This is a genomic window from Duganella aceris, assembly GCF_011090165.1.
In the GTDB taxonomy this organism is placed as follows: domain Bacteria; phylum Pseudomonadota; class Gammaproteobacteria; order Burkholderiales; family Burkholderiaceae_D; genus Rugamonas; species Rugamonas aceris.
In genome coordinates, this window is record NZ_JAADJT010000001.1 from 215,996 (window position 1) to 235,337 (window position 19,342).

Sequence of the window (19,342 nt, forward strand, 5' to 3'; positions counted from 1 at the left end):
GAGCCGAATTTTGCGGTTTTCCACTAATATTGGCCTCTTTCAAGTTACGGAGTGAAGCCATCATGCGCGCCCTGATTTATACCCTCGCCGCCCTTGCCGGCCACGCCTCGGCCGCCAGCTACGGACCGGAACTGGAGGGTTTTCCTTATCCGTATCCGCTACGCCACTATAGTTTCAGTTCGCAAGGCACCAGCATGCAGATGGCCTATATGGACGTGGCGCCGACCGGCGCGGCCAACGGCAAGACCGCCGTCCTGCTGCACGGCAAGAACTTCTGCGGCGCGACCTGGGAGCAAAGCATCGCCGCCCTGAGCGCGGCCGGCTACCGGGTGGTGGCGCCGGACCAGATCGGCTTTTGCGCGTCGACCAAGCCGGAGCATTATCAGTACACCTTCCAGCAACTGGCGGCCAACACCGACGCGCTGCTCAAGCACATCGGCGTCAAGCAGGCGGCGCTGGTCGGCCACTCGACCGGCGGCATGCTGGCCACCCGCTACGCGCTGATGTATCCGGAGGCGGTGTCGCGGCTTGTGCTGGTCAATCCGATCGGGCTGGAGGACTGGAAGGCGCTGGGCGTGCCGCCGATCGGTGTCGACCAGTGGTACCAGCGCGAGCTGAAGCTGTCGGCCGACAGCGTGCGCGCGTACGAGAAATCGACCTACTACGTCAACCGCTGGAAGCCGGAATATGAAAAGTGGGTCGACATGCTGGCCGGCCTGAACGCGGGACCGGGCCACAAGCTGGTGGCGTGGAATTCGGCGCTGATCTACGACATGATCCTGACGCAGCCGGTGATCTACGAATTCCCGCTGCTGAAGATGCCGGCCACGCTGCTGATCGGCGACGCCGACACCACCGCCATCGGCAAGGACGCGGCGCCGCCGGAGGTCAAGGCGAGGATCGGCAATTACGCGGTGCTGGGCAAGCAGGCGGTGAAACTGATACCGCAAGGACGGCTGGTCGAATTCAAAGGCATGGGCCACGCGCCGCAGATGGAAGATCCCGTAGCCTTCCACCGCGCGCTGCTGGAGGAACTGGCGCGGCCATAAAAAAAGAGACGGTTTGGACACCGTCTCTTTTCTTGCGCCGCCCAGGCCCGGAGGGTCCGGGGCGGCACGTCAAGCACCGCCTGAATTACTTGCTGGCTGCCGGAGCCGCTGCGGCTGGCGCCGGGGTCGAAGCGGAGGCCGAAGCCGATGCGGCGGCCGCCTTGGTTTTCTTGTGATGCGTTTTTTTCGCTGCCGGGGCGCTGGCGGCCGGTGCGGCGGAAGCCGATGCGGAGGCCGATGCTGCCGGCACTGGAGCAGGGGCTTGTGCGAAGGCGGCGCCGGCGAAAGCGGTGGCGATCAGGGTGGCGATTACTTTTTTCATGATGTCTGTCCTTTAGTGTAAATTATTTATACGGTTGATTACTTGGTGGCTGCAGGTGCTGGTGCAGCGGCCTTGGATTCTTCGGCTTTGTGCTCGGCTTTTTTGTGATGGACTTTGGCGGTTTCTTTTTTCGCTTCGGTCTTCGTTTCGGCCTTCACCTCGGTCGCAGGCTTGACGGCCGGCGCGGCGGTGGTTGCGGCGACTGGCGCCTGTGCGAATGCTGCGGTTGCGAACAGGCCGGCGATCAGAGTAGCGATAATTTTGGTCATGATGTATTTCCTTTTCGGGGTTTTCGGCATCGGAACAATTCCGTGTCGCATGAGCAAAAAACGCGGGCCGCCAACGCCCAGTTGACGGCCTTTACACTTGCTTACAATCATCCTTCAGGGCCGCCAGCGCGATGCGTTCCACCACGCCGGGCGCGATCAGCTTCAGCCAGCGACCCAGCTTGCCCTTGGCCGACATCACCACCTCGCGCTTGCGCCGCTCCATGCCGTCGATGATCAGCGCCGCGCATTCCTCGACCGGCATCGCCTTGTCTTCCTTCAGACTGCTGTGACCCAGCTCGCCGCCGGCCGCGTTGTAGCCGCGATGGCGGATCTGCGTCGCCACCACGCCCGGATAGGCCAGCGTCACGCCGACGCCGGCCGCCTTCAGTTCCGCGCGCAAGGCCTCGAAGAAGCCGCCCATCGCGAACTTGGTGGCGCTGTAGGCGGTCCGCCCCGGCACCCCGACCAGCCCCGCCAGCGACGACACCGCGACGATGACGCCGCGCGACTGCTTCAGATACGGCAGCGCCGCATGCGTGCACCACACGCTGCCCCACAAATTAATCCGCATCAGCTCCTCGTACCAGCCCAGGTCCTCGACTTCCTCCAGCAGCGCGTGCGCCGACCGGCCGGCGTTGTTGATCAAGGCGTCGATGCGGCCGAAGCGCGCCACGGCGGCGGCCACCAGCGCCAGGCACTGCGCCTGCACCGAGACGTCGGTCGGCGCGACCAGCGTCTGCGCGCCGGCGGCGGAGCAATCGGCGGCGACCCGCTCCAGCATCGCCGCGTTGCGCGCCGCCAGCACCAGCGCCACGCCGGCGCCATGACGACGCGCCAGCTGCCGCGCCATTTCCGCGCCGATGCCGTCGGACGCTCCGGTGATGATGATGGCTTTCATATGTCCCCTCTCGTTATTGTCGATTTACAGTAACATAGTCGCCTTCCGTCCCAGAACCATATGGAGTAACCATGCGTCTTCCAGTATTAGCCCTCGCCGCCGGCCTCACCCTGCAAGCCCACGCCCAGCAGCCCGTGGTCGCCGAAGCGCCGTTGCGCGCCCACCTGTCCTTCCTGGCCGACGACCTGTTCGAGGGCCGCGGCACCGGCCAGCGCGGCGGCGACCTCGCGGTGCGCTACCTGGAGACGCAGGCCGCCGTCATCGGCCTCAAGCCGCTGGCCGACGGCAGCTATCGCCAATCGGTCAAGATCGAAGGCAGCAAGCTGCTGGCCGGCAGCTTCGTACGCTTCGATACGCCGGACGGCAAGAGCATCACCCCGGCCAACGCCACCGAGATCGTGTTCGGCACCCAGGGCGGCAAGGAAAATGTCGTCATCGACGCGCCGCTGGTGTTCGTCGGCTACGGCGCGCGCGCGCCGGAAGAGAACAACTGGGACGACTACAAGGGCGTCGACGTCAAGGGCAAGATCCTGGTCATGATGGTCAACGACCCGCAGCCGACCGCCGATGAGCCGAACCGCTTCGCCGGCAAGGCCTACACCTACTACGGCCGCTGGCTGTACAAGTACGAGGAAGCGGTGCGCCAGGGCGCCGCCGGCGCGCTGCTGATCCACACCACGCCGTCCGCCTCGTACGCGTGGAACGTGCCGGCCACCAGCTTCAGCCACGAGCGCTTCCACCTGGCCGGCAGCGGCAACCCGGTCGAAGGCTGGCTGCAGGAAGACACCGCGCGCAAGCTGTTCGCCGCCGGCGGCTTCGACCTCGACGCGCTGCGCGCCCAGGCCGAACGCCGCGACTTCCGCCCGATCGATTTGAAACTGAAGGTGCACGCCGAACTCAAAAGCGCGATCCGCCAGATCGAACAATTCAACGTGGCCGGCATCATTCCCGGCACCGACGCCAAGCTGAAGCAAGAGGCGGTGATCTACTCGGCGCACTGGGACCATCTGGGCATGGACGAAGGCATGCGCGGCGCCGGGCACGGCGACCAGATCTGGAACGGCGCGATCGACAACGCCTCCGGCGCCGCCGCGCTGCTGGCCATGGCCGCCGAAGCGGTCAAGCACCCGGCCAAGCGCACCCAGGTCTTCCTGTGGCCGGCCGCCGAGGAGCAAGGCCTGCTGGGCAGCGCCGCCTACGTCGGGAACCCGGCCTGGCCGCTGAACAAGACCACGGCCGACCTCAACCTCGACAGCATGAACTTCGTCGGCAAGACGCGCGACATCGGCGTCGCCGGCGCCGAGCGCAGCAGCCTGTACGAAGCGGCCGGCGGCGTGGCGAAACAAATGGGCCTGACGCTGGCGCCGGCGATTCCCGACCTGTCCGGCGCCTACTTCCGCGCCGACCACTTCAACTTCGCCAAGGCCGGCATCCCGGCGTTCAACGTCGGCTCGGCGGTGTTCTCCGGCGACGGCTATTTCGACTTCACCAAGGACCAGGCCAAGTCGCGCGAGCGCCTGGTGGCGTTCAAAAAGGACTACCACCAGCCAAGCGACGAATACCACGCCGACTGGGATCTGTCGGGCATGGTGCAGCAGGCGCAGTTCACGCTGAACCTCGGCTACGCCGTCGCCAACGCGCCGACCATGCAAAGCTGGAAGGCCGGCGACGCCTTCGGCAAAGTGAAGCGTTAACCAGCGCGCCTGCACGGCGCGGCGAAACCGGGTACGATGGCCGCTCTCTGAACCATCGTACAAGGAACACCATGGAAACCAATTCGCAGTGGATCGATATTGACACCGCCGACGGCAAGTTCGGCGCCTACCTGTCGCTGCCGCGCGGCGGCAAGGGCCCGGCCATCGTGCTGGTGCAGGAGATTTTCGGCGTCAACCAGCATATCCGCAACGTCGCCGACCAGTACGCGGCCGACGGCTACGTGGTGCTGGCGCCGGACCTGTTCTGGCGCCACGGCGCCCGCATCGAGCTGGGCTACGACGAAGCCGGCTGGAAGCGCGCCGTCGAACTGATGCAGGCGACCGACTTCGCCACCTCGCAGGCCGACATCGCCGCCACCATCAAGACGCTGCGCGCGCTCGACGCCGCCGCCGGCCAGAAGGTCGCGTCGGTCGGCTACTGCCTCGGCGGCCGCCTGTCGTACCATACCGCCGCCAACGGCCTGGTCGACGCCGCCGTCTGCTACTACGGCGGCGGCATCCAGAACGCGCTGGACCGCGCGCCGGAGATCAAGGTGCCGGTGTTGATGCACTTCGGGAACGCCGACAGCCACATCCCGCTGGAGGCGGTGAAGAGCATCGCCGAAAAATTCGAGTCCAACGACCAGGTCGAGATCCACGTCTATGAAGGCGCGGAGCACGGCTTTAACTGCAACCACCGCGACAGTTACAATCAGCGCGCCGCCGCCCAGGCGCACGGCAACACGCTGCTGTTCCTCGGCGAGCAGCTCTAAGGCTTGAGAAGGTCGCGCAGCTGCTGCACCGTCAGCGGCGGCGCGTCCGGCGCGCGATCGCGCAAAGCCTTCAGGATGCCGACGATGGCGTCCGGCGTGCGCGCCGCGCTGAAGTACCAGCCCTGCACGCACACCGCGCCGCGCTGCGCCAGCCAGGCCAGATCGGCCTCCTCCTCCAGCCCCTCGCACAGCAGCTCGGCCTTGAACAACTCGCCGATGCCCTGGATCAGGTGGAACAGCCCCGCCACCTTCTCGCTCTCGGCCACACCATTGACGAACTGGCGATCCACCTTCAACCGGTCGAACGGAAAACTGCTGATCGCATCCAGGTTGGAGTAACCGGTGCCGAAGTCGTCGACCGCGATGCGCGCGCCCAGCGCACGGAACTCGGCCACGCGCGGCGCCACCAGTTCCACCGTCTCCAGCAACTGGCTTTCGGTGACCTCGAACTCCAGCATGTGTCCGGGGATGCCGTGGCACGCCAGCACCCGCGTCAGATCGGCGATCACCTGCGGATGCAGCAGCGAACGGCGCGAGAAATTCAGCGACACCGGCACCACCGGCAAGCCGGCGTCGAGCCAGCCGCGCATGTCGCGGCACACCTGCGCCAGCACCAGCAGATCGAGCTGATAAATCTTGTCGGTGCTCTCGGCCAGCGGGATGAAACTGTTCGGGAACACCATGCCGCGCTGCGGATGCTGCCAGCGCACCAGCGCCTCCAGTCCGATCAGCGTGCCCTGCGCGTAGTTGACCTGCGGCTGGTAGTGCACCATCAGCGCGCCGTGACGGGCGTCGCCGTCCAGCGCCGATTGCAGCTCGAACACCATGTGCGAGCGCGCCAGCAGCTCCGAGCCGTATTGCTTGACGGTGGTGCGCTGCAGGCTGCCGGGGATCGACGACGCCGCCGTGTCGGCCGCATCCAGCAGCGCCACGGCCGAGCCGCTGTACGGCGTGTCGTGGTGCTCGACGCCGACCCGCGCGTGCAGCACGTGCACGCCGCCGCCCAGCACGAACGGCCGTTCGACCCAGTCCTGCAGGTGCTCCATCATGTCGGCCAGATGCTCGCGCTCGCCGAACAGCGCGATCGCGAACTGGTCGCCGCCGAGGTGGCCAATCAGGTTTTGCGCGCCGGCCCACGAGGCCAGCCGCTCGCCCATCTCGCGCAGCACCAGGTCGCCCTGCTCGCGTCCGAACACATCGTTGAGCCGGCGGAAACCGGCCAGGTCGACGAAGCCCACCACCACGTGCGGCTCCACCGTGTGCTCCAGCCCCAGCTGCAAATGGTGCAGGAACACGGTGCGGTTGGACATGCCGGTCACTTCATTGCAATAGCGTAGTTCCAGCGTATCGACCACCAGCCTGGCCATGCCCTGCAACATCAGCACATGGTCGGAGCCGAGCCGGCGCGTGCGCTCGCCCATCACCCACAGCGTGCCGAGCAGGTAGCCGCGCGCGCCGTGCAGCGGCACCGCCGCGTAGTGGCGGTAATGCGGCGCCTGCGACACCAGCGGATTGGAGCGAAAGCGCGGATCGTTGCAGGCGTCCTCGACCTCGAAGAAGTCGGTCTCGTTGGCGGCGCACACCACCCAGGTGCAGAACGAGCCGGAGCGCGGCACATGGCGCGCCTCCATGCCGACCCGCGACGGCAGCCAGATCTGCGATTGATACACGATGCTGATGCCGCCGATGTCGGCCCCCACCGCCTTGATCGCCAGGCTGGTGATCAGGTCCAGCTTGGGGTCGGATTCGTCGAGCGTGATCGCGTAGCGCGACAGTTCCCCCAAGCGGCGGCGCTCGGCCTCCGGCTCTTGCTGCAGCGCGCTACTGTCCATGCTCGACCGCCCTTCCCGCCGGGATAAATTGACCGTGTAGGTGAGCTTGCATGGTGACATAGAAATATAACTTTTGCATCATCGTGTATGCATCCACGCAACGCCCCGAGGTCATTTCCGCAGCGACTTCAGGCGCCGCACCTGCAAGGTGGCGCCGATGGCGTACAGCACGAACAACGCGCCGGTGACCGCCTTCAATTCCGGCGCCTCGGGGCTGGCCAGCAGCGGCGCGTCCAGCGGCAGCCGGGTGCTCGATTCGGTCACGGCCGGGATCATGTGGAACACGAAGGTGATCGAATAGCACAGCGTCGACACGTACACCGACCTGGCGCCGAAGCGGCCGCGGTCGCCCCACCAGGCCACGGCCAGCGTCAGCAGCGTGACGATGCCCAGCACATGCGCCTTGCCGAAGCCACCATGTTGGAAGATGCCGAAGCCGGTCAGGCAGGTCAGCACGGTGGTCCAGATGTAGACCTTGCCGAGCGTGTTGGCGGGATCGATACCCTTGTCGCGCGCGAACGCGATCACGGCCGCGAACACGGCAACCAGGCTGATCAAGGTATGGATGATGCCCAGCTGAGTCAATCCGTACATGGCATGTCCTTTCAAAGTGGAGGCTTTGATCCTACACACAATCGGGAACATCGTCGTACCACTAAAGAGAGATTGCCAGCGCTGCTAAAATGACGGCTTCGAACATGCGCAAAAGGTAATCATCATGGCCCGCCTGAAACTCGACTTCCCGGAAGACCAATTTTATTTCTCCACCCAGCTGACGGTGCGGGTCACCGACATCAACGGCGCCAACCATCTCGGCAACGATTCGATGATCTCGATGATCTCGGAGGCGCGGGCGCGCTTCCTGTTCGACTTCGGCGTGCAGGAGACCGGCGCCGACGGCGTCGGCATCATCGTCACCGACCTGGCCACCACCTACAAGGCCGAGGCCCACGCGCGCGACCAGCTGGTGTTCGAAGTCGGCGTGATGGACTTCAACCAGTACGGCGGCGACATCACCTTCCGCGTCACGCGGCCGCGCGACGGCAAGCTGATCGCGATGGCCAAGTCGGGCTTTGTCTTCTTCAACTACAAGACCAGCCAGGTCACGCCGATGGCGCCGGAGTTCCTGGCCAAATTCCCCAAGGTCAACCGCATCGACTAAGTTCGGCTTACCTGGCGGCTTACCTGGCGGCGACCTTCGGCACGATCTTCTTCTCGAACCAGTCGTCCAGCATCTGCTTCTCGTAGCGCAGCGGATCGCTGCTGTAGTGACCGCTCAAGCGTTCCTGGTAGGACATGTTGGACAACTCGTCGTCGCCGCTGCGCAGCGTCTTGCCGTCCTGCTCCAGCGTGTAGCGCAGATGCATGTGCGGCCAGTCGGCGCCGCCGTTCATGATGCGGATATCCTCGCCGTTGCGGCGCGGATAAAAGCGCCCCGCCAGGTCGATGTCCAGCACTTCGATCTTCAACGTCTGCCCGGCCGGCAGCTTCTTGTCCAGCTTGGCGAAATACTCGCTGAAATCCTTCAGCGTGCGCTCGCGCTCGATCTGGCTGCGCGAGACGTCGGTGTAGTCGTCCGGCTTGACGTAAGTGACGCTCACTTCCGCCCAGGCGGCGCTGCTGGCCAGCAGCGCCACGGCGGCCGCCAGCATGGTTCGGGTGATCAGGCGCATTTGCTTCTCCTCCATGAGTTCATGGAAACAATATAGACCTTTTCCCCTCGGCGCGCCCGCGCTGAATAGATTTGTTACCAACGCCGGCGCCGGCCGCACATGTCACGCCCCTGTCATAACGAATCGATAATATTGCGCCCGTCGAAGCGACGCCACCGCTTCGCATGATGCCGCCGCACCTGCCAGGCACATGGAATGGCCACAATTACATCAGGATTTATCATGACCGAGTCCCTCGACCTGTCCCGCCGCAGCCTCCTCAAGTTCCTGTCCGGCGCGCCATTGCTGCCGCTGGCTGGCGGCAGCGCCACCGCCGCCCTGCTGGCCGCCTGCGGTGGCGGCGACACGGCCAACCCGGCGCCGCAGCTGATGTCGGTGAGCTTCTCGGGCATGGCCGCGCCGTCGCTGGCCGACGCGCCGAAAATGGCCACCACCTCGGTGTCCTCGGCCATGGTCGCCACCTACTCCGACGGCAAGGCCGTGCCGTACTCGCTGGCCTACCAGACCTTCTTCATCACCGGCGCCACGGTCCCAAACGGCAACGGCGGCACCATCCTGGCCGGCGGCTACTACGACATCAACAACAAGCCGATCCTGGACAAGACCGATCCGGGCCTGCGCCAGTTCTTCTCCGACGCGCCGGACGGCACCTCGCTGCTGAAGCTGGCCGCGCCGACCGTCTCCGGCATCAAGGGCAACGCCGTGTTCGCCGTGGTGCAGTTCGAATACACCACCCGCAACGTCAAGGGCGACTCGGTGTACGGCATGCTGCCGTCGCCGATCGCGATCCTGACGCTGGACCAGGACAAGACCACCGGCGCGCTGACGCTGGTGAAATACCACAACGTCGACACCAGCCCGGCCAACGGCCTGTGGATCACCTGCGGCGCCAGCCGTTCGCCGTGGAACACCCACCTGTCGAGCGAAGAGTACGAGCCGGACGCGTCCACCATCGCCACCAACACCCAGTTCGCCAACTTCAGCACCAACCTGTACGGCGACGCCACCAAGGCCAACCCTTACCACTACGGCCACATGCCGGAGATCACCGTCAACCCGGACGGCACCGGCAGCTGCAAGAAGCACTACTGCATGGGCCGCATCTCGCACGAGCTGGTGCAGGTGATGCCGGACGAGCGCACCGCGCTGATGGGCGACGACGCCACCAACGGCGGCCTGTTCATGTTCGTCGCCGACAAGGCCAAGGACCTGTCCAGCGGCACGCTGTACATCGCCAAGTGGATCCAGAAGACCACCGACAACGGCGGTTCGGCCGACCTGCAATGGATCAGCCTGGGCAAAGCCACCAGCGCCGAGATCAAGGCGCTGGCCGACACGCTGAAGAACGCCGACATCATGGACGTCAAGACCAAGGATCCGCTCGACGCCAGCTACACCAAGATCCCGTTCAACGGCACCAGCAACTGGATCAAGATCAAGCCGGGCATGGAGAAGGCCGCCGCCTTCCTGGAAACCCACCGCTACGCCGCGCTCAAGGGCGGCAGCATGGGCTTCACCAAGATGGAAGGCACCACCGTCAACGCCAAGGACAAGATCGCCTACTCGGCGATCGCCGCGATCGGCTCGGCGATGACCAACGGTTCCGGCGGCGTCGCGATCAAGGGCCCAAGCGCCGGCGCGGTCTACGCGCTGAACATGAAGGGCGGCCAGAAGGATCTGTCCGGCGCCGCGATCGACAGCGAATGGGTGCCGGTCGACATGGCCGCCGTGCCTGCGCTGCTGAGCGAAGACCTGAAAACCGCCGACGCGCTGGGCAACCTGGCCAATCCGGACAAGGTCGCCAATCCGGACAACATCAAGTTCTCGGAAAAACTGCGCACGCTGTTCGTCGGCGAGGACAGCGGCACCCACGTCAACAACTTCCTGTGGGCCTACAACGTCGACACCAAGGCGCTGACCCGCATCCTGTCGACGCCGTCGGGCGCCGAGTCGACCGGCCTGCACGCGGTGGACGACATCAACGGCTTCGCCTACATCATGAGCAACTTCCAGCATGCCGGCGACTGGGAAGCGAACCTGCACAGCAAGGTGCAAGCCACGCTGGATCCGCTGATCCGCGCCAACTACCGCGACCGCTACGGCGCCGCCGTCGGCTATCTGACCGGCTTCCCGGCGCTCAGCTTCAGCTAAGACCAGAACGCCTCCTCCGGCCCGCAACGAGCGCCCGCTCCTTGCGGGCTTTTTTGCGTCCGGCGTCTACCGTGCGCGCGCGCGGCCCGATGCGTCCGATAATGAAGCCATGCGGAGGAGAACGATCATGTGGAACAGCATAGCTTCGGGCGTGACGGTGGGGGCGGCGGCGGCGATGTTCGGCATGGCCGGTTGCGGCGGCGGTTCGGGCGGCGGCGGCGCGACGCCGGCCTTGCCGGCGCCACCCGCCACGCCGACGACACCGACCACGCCGACCACCCCATCAACCACGCCGACGGTGGTCGCCACCGGCCTGCGCGCGCCGTGGGCCATCGCGTTCAACGGCGTCACGCCGCTGGTGAGCGAACGCGACTCGGCGCGCATCATGGCGGTGGCCGCGGACGGCAGCCTCAGCGCCATCGCCACCATCGCCGGCGTCAACGGCAGCGGTGAAGGCGGCCTGCTGGGCATCGCCGTGCGCGACGCCTATCTGTACGCCTACTTCAGCGCCGGCGCCGAGAACCGCATCGAGCGCTATCCGCTGACCGGCCAGGGCATCAACACCCGCCTGGGAACGGCCCAGCTTCTGCTGGGCGGCATACCGTCCGGCAGCAACCACAACGGCGGCCGCCTCGCCTTCGGCCCCGACGGCATGCTGTACGCCAGCACCGGCGACGCCGGCACGTCGAGCCGCGCGCAAGACCTGCGCTCGCTGGGCGGCAAGATCCTGCGCATGACGCCCGACGGCCGCGTCCCGGCCGACAATCCGTTCAGCGGCAGCTACGTGTATAGCTACGGCCACCGCAACGTGCAGGGCCTGGCCTGGGCAGCCGACGGCGGCATGTACGCGTCCGAGTTCGGCCAGAACACCTGGGACGAGCTGAACCAGATCAAGGCGGGCGGCAATTACGGCTGGCCGACGGTGGAAGGCAAGGCCAACAACGCCAGCTACATCGATCCGCTGCAGCAATGGGCCACCGCCGACGCCAGCCCCAGCGGCATCGCCATCAGCGGCGGCAACATCTACATCGCCAATCTGCGCGGCGAGCGCCTGCGCAAGGTGCCGCTGTCGGCCACCGCGACGTCGACCGAGTTCTACGTCAAACAATACGGCCGCCTGCGCGCCGTCGTGGTCGCCCCCGACGGCCGGCTCAACATCCTCACCAACAACACCGATGGCCGGGGCACGCCGCAGCCCGGCGACGACCGCATCCTGAGCGTCCCCGCCTTATGAAGCGGCGCCACAACGGCCGGGTGGCGATTTTACAAAAATCTTTGTTTAATGATAGCAATATTGTTAAAAACGAAGTATTGTTGTGAGCGCACATAGGGTTACGCAACGCTATAACCGCGCCATCGTCGCTCGTCACGATGTACTAATTTCAATTAAGTGTTGTGCAAAGCAGCAGGAATATTTATTGCCTGTTGTTAAGGGCAGTGGGTAAGACTACAATCGGGAAATTCACATAGTCGTGTCATTTTGCGGAACTTGTTCATATGTCTTTTTTGTCCTCTGCCTCGCCCAAGCTAGCACCGTGGAAAGTTCTGTTGGTCGACGACGAACCCGACATCCATGACATCACCAAGCTGACCCTGAGCCGCTTCCGTCTCGACGGCCGCGCGCTGAGCTTCGTGCACGCCTACAGCGGCGCCGAAGCCAAGGAAGTATTGGCGCGCGAAAGCGACATCGCGCTGGTGTTCCTCGACGTGGTGATGGAGAAGGAGGACAGCGGTCTGGAAGTGGCGCGCTGGATGCGCGAAGACCTCGACAACCAGTTCACCCGCATCGTGCTGCGCACCGGCCAGCCCGGCCAGGCGCCGGAAGAACGCGTGATCGTCAACTACGACATCAACGACTACAAAGAGAAAACCGAACTCGACCGCACCAAGCTGTTCACCACCACCTTCGCCGCGCTGCGCGCCTACCGCGACATCATGAAGGTGGATGAGGCCCGCCGCGCGCAAGTGAATTACCGCGAAGGCCTGGAACGGGTGATCGCCGCCTCGGCCCACATCTTCCAGCAACGCAATCTGAAAGACTTCGCCAACGGCCTGCTGCAGCAAGTGGTCGCGCTGCTGCGGCTGGAGCACAGCATGCTGCTGCGCCTGCGCGGCGCCACCGCCATCAGCGGCGTCAACGAATACGAAATCCTGGCCCAGATCGGCGACGACGAAGGCTCGCTGCTGACCCCGGACGTGCTGGCCCAGCTCGACGCCGCCAAGAGCAACAAGATCTCGCGCGTCGAAGGCGACACCTACATCGGCTACTTCCCCAACAACAGCGGCAAGGCCTCGCTGCTGGTGCTCAAGGGCGTGGCGGAAATCTCGGAAATCGACACCAAGCTGCTGGAGGTGTTCTGCTCCGGCGTCGCCATCGCCTTCGACAACATCCTGCTGACGCAGGAGATCACCGACACCCAGGCCGAGCTGATCCTGCGGCTCGGCGACGTGGTCGAATCGCGCTCCAACGAAGCGGGCAACCACGTGCGCCGCATGTCGGAAGTGTGCTACCTGCTGGCCCAGGCCTCCGGCATGCCGGACGACGAAACCGCCGTGCTGCGCCACGCCGCGCCGATGCACGACATCGGCAAGATCGCCACGCCGGACGCGGTGCTGCTCAAGCCGGGCAAGCTCGACGCCGCCGAATGGGAAATCATGAAGCAGCACCCGACGGTCGGCCTGTCCATCCTCGACGGCTCGCAGCGCCCGATCCTGAAGGCGGCCGCCGTAATCGCCCACCAGCACCACGAGAAATTCGACGGCAGCGGATACCCGCAGGGCCTGAAGGGCCACGACATCCACCTGTACGCGCGCATCGTCGCCGTGGCCGACGTGTTCGACGCGCTGATGCACAAGCGCTGCTACAAGGAAGCCTGGCCGATCGACAAGGTGGTCGAGCACCTGCGCGAAGTGGCCGGCCATCACCTCGACCCGGTCTACGTCGACCTGCTGGTGCAGAACATCGACAAAGCCGTCGCCATCAACGAACGCTTCCCCGACTAGGACCACCCGCCCATGCAGCTGCCCCGCCCGTCCCGACTTTCCCGACTATGCGCCGCAGCCTGCCTCGGCATTCTGCTGAGCGCGCAAGCCGGCGCCGCCGACACCAGGCACGCGCTGGTGCTGATGACCGACTTCGGCACCGGCGACGGCGCGGTCTCGGCGATGCACGGCGTCGCCTTCGGCGTCGACCCGGCGCTGAATGTTTCCGACCTGACGCATGAAATCCCCGACTACGACATCTGGCTCGGCGCCTACCGCCTGTACCAGACCGCCAACTACTGGCCGCAGGGCAGCGTGTTCGTCTCGGTGATCGATCCGGGCGTCGGCACCGAGCGCAAGTCGGTGGTGTTGAAAACCAAAGAAGGCCGCTACTTCGTCGGCCCCAACAACGGCCTGTTCACCTTGATCGCCGAGCGCGACGGCGTGGCCGAACTGCGCGAGATCGACGAGAAGGTCAACCGCCTGGCCGGTTCCGGCGAATCCTACACCTTCCACGGCCGCGACGTGTACGCGTATGTCGGCGCGCGGCTGGCGTCGGGCGCGATCAGCTTCGAGCAGGTCGGCCCGGTGCTGGCCAGCGACTCGGTGGTGAAGATCCCTTACCAGAAGGCGGTCCGGGTCGGCAATGTCATCAAGGGCATCGTGCCGGTGCTGGACGTCAAGTACGGCAACGTCTGGACCAATATTCCGAAGTCGCTGTTCGATGAATTGAAGATCGGCCTGCACGACCCGGTGCAGGTGCGCATCCTGCACAACGGCAAGCTGGTGAACAAGGTGGTGGCGCCGTTCGAGCACACCTTCGGCGGCGTGGCCAAGGGCAAGCCGCTGGTCTACCTGAACAGCCTGCTCGAAGTGGCGGTCGCGACCAGCCAGGGCAACTACGCTTCCAGGCACAAGATCGAATCCGGCGTCGACTGGGAAGTCGAGATCAGCAAGGCCGCCAAGTAATCAGGCGGCAAGCGGCATATCGGCAGGATTGGGCAGCGGGACGGCAGGATCAGGCTGTCGCCCGCGACTCGCCGGTGCACGCGCTGATCGACCAGGGCACGGTGTCCTGGTCGATCGCGCCGGTGCGGCACGGCGTGTGACTACTTGCGGCGCACCTTCGGGAAGCGCAGCTTGTAGTGCAACCCCATGCCCGGCGCGCTGACCACCTTGACGGTGCCGCCCAGCGCGCCCGTCACCAGGTTGAACAGGATGTGCGCGCCGAGGCCGCTGCCGCCCGAGCCGCGCTTGGTGGTGAAGAAGGGATCGAACAGCTGGCCCAGCGTCGCGGTGTCCATGCCGATGCCGTCGTCGCTGTAGTCGAAGTCGACGAAATCGCCGTCGACCTTGCCGGTGATCCTGATCTTGCCCGGCTGCCCCTCCTCGAAACCGTGCACCAGCGAATTCACCACCATGTTGGTGATGATCTGCGACACCGCGCCGGGGAAGCTGGCCAGCTCGATATTTTGCGCGCAATCGATGTCGATCGTCACCGGCTTGCCCTTGAGTTTCGGTTGCAGCGACAGCAGCACCTCGTCCAGGTACTTGCGCAGGTTGAAGCTGCGGATATCGTCCGACGACTGGTCCACCGCCACCTGCTTGAAGCTGCGCACCAGCGCCGCCGCCCGCTGCGTGTTGGTGGTCATGATGCGTAGCGACTGGTCGATGATGTCGAGGAACTGATTCAAGCCATCCTCGTCCAGCGTGCCATTGGCCATGTCCTCGCGGGTCAGCTTCAACTCCTCCACCAGATGGCTGGTGGCGGTGACGCAGATGCCCAGCGGCGTATTGATCTCGTGCGCCACGCCGGCCACCAGGCGGCCCAGCGAGGCCAGCTTCTCCTGGCGCACCAGCTCGCCCTGCGCATTCTTCAGCGACGACAGCGCGTTTTCCAGCGCCGCGTTCTGCTCCTCCAGCGCATCCTTGGCGCGGCGGATTTCGCGGTCCGCCTGCATGCGCGCGATCGCCACCGCCACGTGGCTGGCCATGAAGGCCAGGATGTCGAGGTCGGCCTGGGTGTAGATCGCCGACTCGTCGTAGCTTTGCACGATGATCACGCCGTAGGCCTGGTCGCCCAGCAGCATCGGCGCGCCCATCCAGCTGGTGATATCGACGTTGCCCAGCGGATGCTCCATCTCGCCGCTGTCGACCAGCGCCTGGAAGCCGGCGCGGTCGAGCAGCATCGCCTGCTTGCGGTGCAGGATGTACGAAGACATGCCGACGCCGTAATCGAAACGCTTGACCGGCGCCTGCTCGTCCTTCTCATCGACGAAGTACGGGATGCTGATTTCCTTGGTGTCCGGGTGATACAGCGCCATCAGGAAATTCTGCGCCGGCACCAGCTCGCTGATGATCTGGTGCAGCCGCAGGTTGAGGCGGCTGCCGCCGGTGGCCGTGGCCGACAGGTTGGCCAGCTCGTACAGCGCGCGCTGGATATTCTCCGCGCGGCGCCGCTCGGCCACCTCGTGCGCCAGCAACGCGGTACGCTCCTGCACCGCGCGCTCCAGCCGGTCCACGCTCTGCAAGCCCTGCAGCGCGCTGGAGACGTGGTTGGCGATCAGCGCGAACAGCGCCTGGTCTTCCTCGCTGAAGGTGTGCTGCTTGTCGTAGCTCTGGATCACGATGGCGCCCAGCGCCTGGTGGTTCTGGTCCAGCAGCGGACAGCCCATCCAATGCTCGGCGATGGTGCCGATGCCGAAATCGGCGTTGGCCTGGCGCTTGGAAACGTGCTCGGCCGCCGTCATCACGGTGTTCTGGCGGCTCAGGATGACGCCGGCGGTCGGCGACTCGCCCGCCACCAGCTCGAACAATTCTTCCCGGTTGGGGGGCTCGTCGACCTCATCGACGTAGTACACGAAGCGCACCATATTGGCCGCCCCGTCGCGGTCGCTGAGCGCCACGAAGAAGTTCGCCGCATACATGATGCGCCCCAGCGCCGCATGCACGGCCTGGAGGAATTCGCTGATATCGGTGCAGCTGCTCGACTTCTGCCCGATCTCGAGCAGCATGGTTTGGACGGCTTCCAGCCGGGTGAGACGACTTTCCATCAGGTTTCCTATGTTGTGCACATGCGCATAGGAAATACTAGCAGGTAATCAGGGCTTCTTGTAACCGTTCTCGATCCAAGCCGACGCACTTGCCACACTCAGCTTGAAAGTCGGCGCCACGCGCACCTGGGCCAGCTCCTCGCCGTACTGGTCGAAGGCGGTCAGGGTGGCGTAGGCGTCGTCCTCGTCCGGCACGATGTCGAGGTTGACCTTGACCTGGCCGCCGTCGTCGGTGTTGACGAACACGTTCTTGTGCAGCTGCGCGTGCAGTTGCTGCTCGTGGCGGCGGATCACCTCGTTGGCGGTCTTGACCAGCGTGTTGAAGGCGTTGACGTCCAGCGGCTTCGGATTCTTCTTGTCGCGGCCCATGGTCCACGGACCGACCAGCGCCGGCTCCGGCTCGCCGTCCTTGATCATCGCCACCGCCCAGCCCTCGTCGTCATCGTTCTTGATGACGCGCGCGGTCCAGCCGTTTCCCTGCCAAACGCGCGCCTCCTGGATCGGTGCGTCGTCGTCCTGGTCCTGCGGCTGGTCTTGATCTGGGTAGTCGTTGCTCATGCTTATGGCTCGTGTCGAAATAAAGGTCGGGGTGGAATAATAAGCGGCAAGCTCCGTAACAACAATAGAAAGTCGGCAATCATGCGCAATCTCTGTCCCACCCTCCTCGCCATCGCCGCCTGCGGCGCGGTCCATGCCCAGGACGCCACCGTGCAGGTCTATGCCCGCCTCAACCTCGGGCTGGAGAGCGTGCGCGCCGACGACGTCCGCACCACGCGCATGAGCAACTACCGCTCGGTGCTGGGCTTTCGCGGCAGCGAAGACCTGGGCGGCGGGCTGAAGGCCATCTTCCAGATCGAAGGCACGCTGTCGCCCGACACCGGGGCCGGCAGCCCGGCCGCGCGCGACACCCGGGTCGGCCTCGAAGGCGCGGCCGGGACGCTGTTCGCCGGCAATTGGGTGACGCCGTACAACGGCGCCACCGCCGGCCTCGATCCCTACTATCCGACCACCGCCGGCTATATGAGCATCATGGGCAACGGCGCCGCCGCCACCGTCAGCAACGTCAGCGACACCTCGTCGTTCGACCGCCGCCAGCAAAACAGCGTGCATTACTGGACGCCGGTGTGGAACGGCCTGCAATTGCGCGTGGCGCACGGCTTGAACGAGGAACGCCCGGCCGGCGGCGCCAAACCGTCGCTGACCTCGGCCGCGGCGATCTACGAACGGGGGCCGTGGTACGGCGCCGCCAGCTACGAGCGCCATCACGAATACCAGGGCGCGGGACTGAACGACAGCGGCGCCAAGCTGGCGGCCGCCTACCGCTTCGGCGACACCCGCGTGGCGCTGATCGGCGAGCGGCTGCGCTACGACACCGCCGCCGGCACGCTCAGGCGCAACGCGGTGTACGTTTCCGTGACGCATCAGATCGGCCGGCATGCGCTGAAGCTGGGCGTGGCCCGCGCCGGCGACGGCGGCGGTAGCGCGCCGGACGGCGCCACCATCGGCGCCGTCCGCAAGGGCACGGACACCGGCGCCACCCACTACACGGCCGGCTATGACTACAATTTCTCGAAGCGCACCGCGCTGTTCGCGTTCTACACGCACCTGTCCAACCAGCGCAACGGCGTGGTGGACTTTGCGATCAACAGTCTGGCGCCGTCGCCCGGCGCCACGCTGAAGGGCGTCGCGCTCGGCATCCGGCACGCGTTCTGATTCACCGACCGCCAACACCAAAGCCCGCGAAAGCGGGCTTTTTCTTCGGCTGCCGACGGGATTAGCAAGTCATGCAAGGCGGCCGTTCGGTGATCGGCGGTTTCAGCGGCGTGACGCGCGGATCGATGGCCGGCTCCGGCATCTGATAGCTGAACGGTGTGATGATAATGGGCGGTATCGCAGGCGGCGCCGATGGCGGACCCTTCGGACCTCCGTCGGACAGTTGCCGGACGCTACGCTGGCGCCTCGTGCGATTGCGTGCCGAGGATATCGATTGACCCTCGTTCATTTCTAGCCATGCCATGTTGGAGTCCTCCCTGCGCAAGTCAGGTTATCAGTATAGGACGCGATATCTTTAAATCAAGGATCAATCGTCCGCCGCCGCGTTCGTCGCCGCCTGCGGGCGTTCCATCCCGCAAATCCGCCGGTCTGTCGCAATCCGCTGGTCCGCGAGCGGGCTCGTCGGTACAGTTCAACCATGCCAAACGGCAAACCAGAACAACGAACAACCACCGACCGAGGTAAGCCATGAAAACCAATGCCAAGAAACTGATACTCGCCGCCTTCATCTTCCTGCTGGCCGTGATGGTCTGGCAGTCCATCTTCGGCGACAGCATGAACGTCAACATCGACGGCGACGAGATCGACGGTCCGCTGGGCGCGGTGCTGGCCTTGTTCTTCGGCGGCGCCGGCCTGTTGATCGGCGGCGTGGTGACGGTCTGCGTGGCGATCTTCCTGTGCCTGCTGTTCGCCGGCCTCGGCATCCTGATGGTGGGCGGCATGGCGCTGGCGGCGGTGATCGTGGTAGCGGCGGTGTCGCCCCTGCTGCTGCCGCTGCTGATACCGATCGGCATCTACTGGTTCTTCTCGGCACGCTCCCGCAAGCAGCGCCAGCGCGCCATGATCGAACACGCGGTCTAAGCAGCCGACAGC

The 19,342-nt window shown here is 65.3% G+C and carries 18 protein-coding genes; 10 read left to right on the top strand and 8 right to left on the bottom strand.

Annotated elements, in window-relative coordinates; genetic code table 11:
- The first annotated feature begins 62 nt into the window (after window positions 1-62).
- A complete protein-coding gene (locus GW587_RS00950) occupies window positions 63-1,049 on the top strand; it encodes an alpha/beta fold hydrolase (RefSeq protein ID WP_166097492.1) in 987 nt (328 codons plus the stop codon).
- Between the two features lie 85 nt (window positions 1,050-1,134).
- Here GW587_RS00950 and GW587_RS00955 read toward each other — a convergent pair whose 3' ends face one another.
- From GW587_RS00955 to GW587_RS00965, 3 genes are all read right to left on the bottom strand, one after another.
- Window positions 1,135-1,371 (bottom strand): hypothetical protein, encoded by a 237-nt coding sequence (locus tag GW587_RS00955; RefSeq protein ID WP_166097493.1) that lies wholly within the window; start codon window positions 1,369-1,371, stop codon window positions 1,135-1,137.
- A 38-nt stretch (window positions 1,372-1,409) separates the two neighbouring features.
- On the bottom strand, window positions 1,410-1,640 hold the full coding sequence (locus tag GW587_RS00960) for a hypothetical protein (RefSeq protein ID WP_166097495.1): 231 nt from the start codon (window positions 1,638-1,640) through the stop codon (window positions 1,410-1,412).
- A gap of 91 nt (window positions 1,641-1,731) precedes the next feature.
- Window positions 1,732-2,538 carry an SDR family oxidoreductase gene (locus GW587_RS00965; protein WP_166097497.1) on the bottom strand — a complete coding sequence of 269 codons (807 nt, stop codon included), beginning with the start codon at window positions 2,536-2,538 and terminating at the stop codon, window positions 1,732-1,734.
- Window positions 2,539-2,609: 71 nt separating this feature from the next.
- Here GW587_RS00965 and GW587_RS00970 point away from each other — a divergent pair, with 71 nt between their 5' ends.
- Window positions 2,610-4,232, top strand: a complete 1,623-nt coding sequence (locus tag GW587_RS00970) for a M28 family peptidase (RefSeq protein WP_166097499.1) — start codon at window positions 2,610-2,612, stop codon at window positions 4,230-4,232.
- 71 nt (window positions 4,233-4,303) lie between these two features.
- Window positions 4,304-5,005: a dienelactone hydrolase family protein gene (locus tag GW587_RS00975; protein WP_166097501.1), complete on the top strand. Its 702-nt coding sequence runs from the start codon at window positions 4,304-4,306 to the stop codon at window positions 5,003-5,005.
- On the opposite strand, the gene GW587_RS00980 is transcribed toward GW587_RS00975, so the two are convergent.
- Complete coding sequence (locus tag GW587_RS00980; RefSeq protein ID WP_166097503.1) at window positions 5,002-6,837, bottom strand: sensor domain-containing diguanylate cyclase; 1,836 nt, start codon at window positions 6,835-6,837, stop codon at window positions 5,002-5,004. The two genes, GW587_RS00975 and GW587_RS00980, sit on opposite strands and share 4 nt — an antisense overlap.
- Before the next feature lie 111 nt (window positions 6,838-6,948).
- Window positions 6,949-7,431: a hypothetical protein gene (locus GW587_RS00985; protein WP_166097504.1), complete on the bottom strand. Its 483-nt coding sequence runs from the start codon at window positions 7,429-7,431 to the stop codon at window positions 6,949-6,951.
- A gap of 124 nt (window positions 7,432-7,555) precedes the next feature.
- Between GW587_RS00985 and GW587_RS00990 the strand changes: the two genes are divergently transcribed.
- Window positions 7,556-7,999, top strand: coding sequence for a thioesterase family protein (locus GW587_RS00990; protein WP_166097506.1), 444 nt, complete (start codon window positions 7,556-7,558; stop codon window positions 7,997-7,999).
- A 19-nt stretch (window positions 8,000-8,018) separates the two neighbouring features.
- Here GW587_RS00990 and GW587_RS00995 read toward each other — a convergent pair whose 3' ends face one another.
- Complete coding sequence (locus tag GW587_RS00995) at window positions 8,019-8,510, bottom strand: DUF3016 domain-containing protein (RefSeq protein WP_166097508.1); 492 nt, start codon at window positions 8,508-8,510, stop codon at window positions 8,019-8,021.
- A 222-nt stretch (window positions 8,511-8,732) separates the two neighbouring features.
- On the opposite strand from GW587_RS00995, the gene GW587_RS01000 reads away from it, so the two are divergent.
- The 4 genes from GW587_RS01000 (at window position 8,733) to GW587_RS01015 (ending at window position 14,612) form a co-directional block, all read left to right on the top strand.
- A complete protein-coding gene (locus tag GW587_RS01000; RefSeq protein ID WP_166097510.1) occupies window positions 8,733-10,661 on the top strand; it encodes a PhoX family protein in 1,929 nt (642 codons plus the stop codon).
- 127 nt (window positions 10,662-10,788) lie between these two features.
- Window positions 10,789-11,895 (top strand): PQQ-dependent sugar dehydrogenase, encoded by a 1,107-nt coding sequence (locus GW587_RS01005; protein WP_229259243.1) that lies wholly within the window; start codon window positions 10,789-10,791, stop codon window positions 11,893-11,895.
- 263 nt (window positions 11,896-12,158) lie between these two features.
- Entirely contained in the window at window positions 12,159-13,664 is a 1,506-nt protein-coding gene (locus GW587_RS01010) for a DUF3369 domain-containing protein (RefSeq protein ID WP_166097512.1), read from the top strand.
- A 12-nt stretch (window positions 13,665-13,676) separates the two neighbouring features.
- Window positions 13,677-14,612, top strand: coding sequence for an SAM hydrolase/SAM-dependent halogenase family protein (locus GW587_RS01015; protein ID WP_166097514.1), 936 nt, complete (start codon window positions 13,677-13,679; stop codon window positions 14,610-14,612).
- Between the two features lie 140 nt (window positions 14,613-14,752).
- Here GW587_RS01015 and GW587_RS01020 read toward each other — a convergent pair whose 3' ends face one another.
- Together GW587_RS01020 and GW587_RS01025 are read right to left on the bottom strand one after the other, a co-directional pair.
- The gene (locus tag GW587_RS01020; protein ID WP_166097516.1) at window positions 14,753-16,696 is read right to left on the bottom strand and encodes a GAF domain-containing sensor histidine kinase; all 1,944 of its coding nucleotides are present in this window, start codon (window positions 16,694-16,696) and stop codon (window positions 14,753-14,755) included.
- A gap of 48 nt (window positions 16,697-16,744) precedes the next feature.
- Entirely contained in the window at window positions 16,745-17,254 is a 510-nt protein-coding gene (locus GW587_RS01025; RefSeq protein WP_166097518.1) for a hypothetical protein, read from the bottom strand.
- Window positions 17,255-17,335: 81 nt separating this feature from the next.
- Here GW587_RS01025 and GW587_RS01030 point away from each other — a divergent pair, with 81 nt between their 5' ends.
- Both GW587_RS01030 and GW587_RS01035 read left to right on the top strand, forming a co-directional pair.
- Window positions 17,336-18,409: a porin gene (locus GW587_RS01030; RefSeq protein ID WP_166097520.1), complete on the top strand. Its 1,074-nt coding sequence runs from the start codon at window positions 17,336-17,338 to the stop codon at window positions 18,407-18,409.
- A gap of 528 nt (window positions 18,410-18,937) precedes the next feature.
- A complete protein-coding gene (locus GW587_RS01035) occupies window positions 18,938-19,330 on the top strand; it encodes a hypothetical protein (protein WP_166097522.1) in 393 nt (130 codons plus the stop codon).
- Window positions 19,331-19,342 lie beyond the last annotated feature (12 nt).

Excerpts from the sequence above, each read along its gene's own strand:
- GW587_RS01010 (WP_166097512.1), top strand. The coding sequence starts at position 12,159 with ATGTCTTTTTTGTCCTCTGCCTCGCCCAAGCTAGCACCGTGGAAAGTT.
- GW587_RS00995 (WP_166097508.1), bottom strand. The coding sequence starts at position 8,510 with ATGCGCCTGATCACCCGAACCATGCTGGCGGCCGCCGTGGCGCTGCTG.
- GW587_RS00950 (WP_166097492.1), top strand. The coding sequence starts at position 63 with ATGCGCGCCCTGATTTATACCCTCGCCGCCCTTGCCGGCCACGCCTCG.
- GW587_RS01020 (WP_166097516.1), bottom strand. The coding sequence starts at position 16,696 with ATGGAAAGTCGTCTCACCCGGCTGGAAGCCGTCCAAACCATGCTGCTC.
- GW587_RS01035 (WP_166097522.1), top strand. The coding sequence starts at position 18,938 with ATGAAAACCAATGCCAAGAAACTGATACTCGCCGCCTTCATCTTCCTG.
- GW587_RS00960 (WP_166097495.1), bottom strand. The coding sequence starts at position 1,640 with ATGACCAAAATTATCGCTACTCTGATCGCCGGCCTGTTCGCAACCGCA.
- GW587_RS00970 (WP_166097499.1), top strand. The coding sequence starts at position 2,610 with ATGCGTCTTCCAGTATTAGCCCTCGCCGCCGGCCTCACCCTGCAAGCC.
- GW587_RS00965 (WP_166097497.1), bottom strand. The coding sequence starts at position 2,538 with ATGAAAGCCATCATCATCACCGGAGCGTCCGACGGCATCGGCGCGGAA.
- GW587_RS00980 (WP_166097503.1), bottom strand. The coding sequence starts at position 6,837 with ATGGACAGTAGCGCGCTGCAGCAAGAGCCGGAGGCCGAGCGCCGCCGC.
- GW587_RS01005 (WP_229259243.1), top strand. The coding sequence starts at position 10,789 with ATGTGGAACAGCATAGCTTCGGGCGTGACGGTGGGGGCGGCGGCGGCG.
- GW587_RS00985 (WP_166097504.1), bottom strand. The coding sequence starts at position 7,431 with ATGTACGGATTGACTCAGCTGGGCATCATCCATACCTTGATCAGCCTG.
- GW587_RS01015 (WP_166097514.1), top strand. The coding sequence starts at position 13,677 with ATGCAGCTGCCCCGCCCGTCCCGACTTTCCCGACTATGCGCCGCAGCC.
- GW587_RS01000 (WP_166097510.1), top strand. The coding sequence starts at position 8,733 with ATGACCGAGTCCCTCGACCTGTCCCGCCGCAGCCTCCTCAAGTTCCTG.
- GW587_RS00990 (WP_166097506.1), top strand. The coding sequence starts at position 7,556 with ATGGCCCGCCTGAAACTCGACTTCCCGGAAGACCAATTTTATTTCTCC.
- GW587_RS01030 (WP_166097520.1), top strand. The coding sequence starts at position 17,336 with ATGCGCAATCTCTGTCCCACCCTCCTCGCCATCGCCGCCTGCGGCGCG.
- GW587_RS00975 (WP_166097501.1), top strand. The coding sequence starts at position 4,304 with ATGGAAACCAATTCGCAGTGGATCGATATTGACACCGCCGACGGCAAG.
- GW587_RS00955 (WP_166097493.1), bottom strand. The coding sequence starts at position 1,371 with ATGAAAAAAGTAATCGCCACCCTGATCGCCACCGCTTTCGCCGGCGCC.
- GW587_RS01025 (WP_166097518.1), bottom strand. The coding sequence starts at position 17,254 with ATGAGCAACGACTACCCAGATCAAGACCAGCCGCAGGACCAGGACGAC.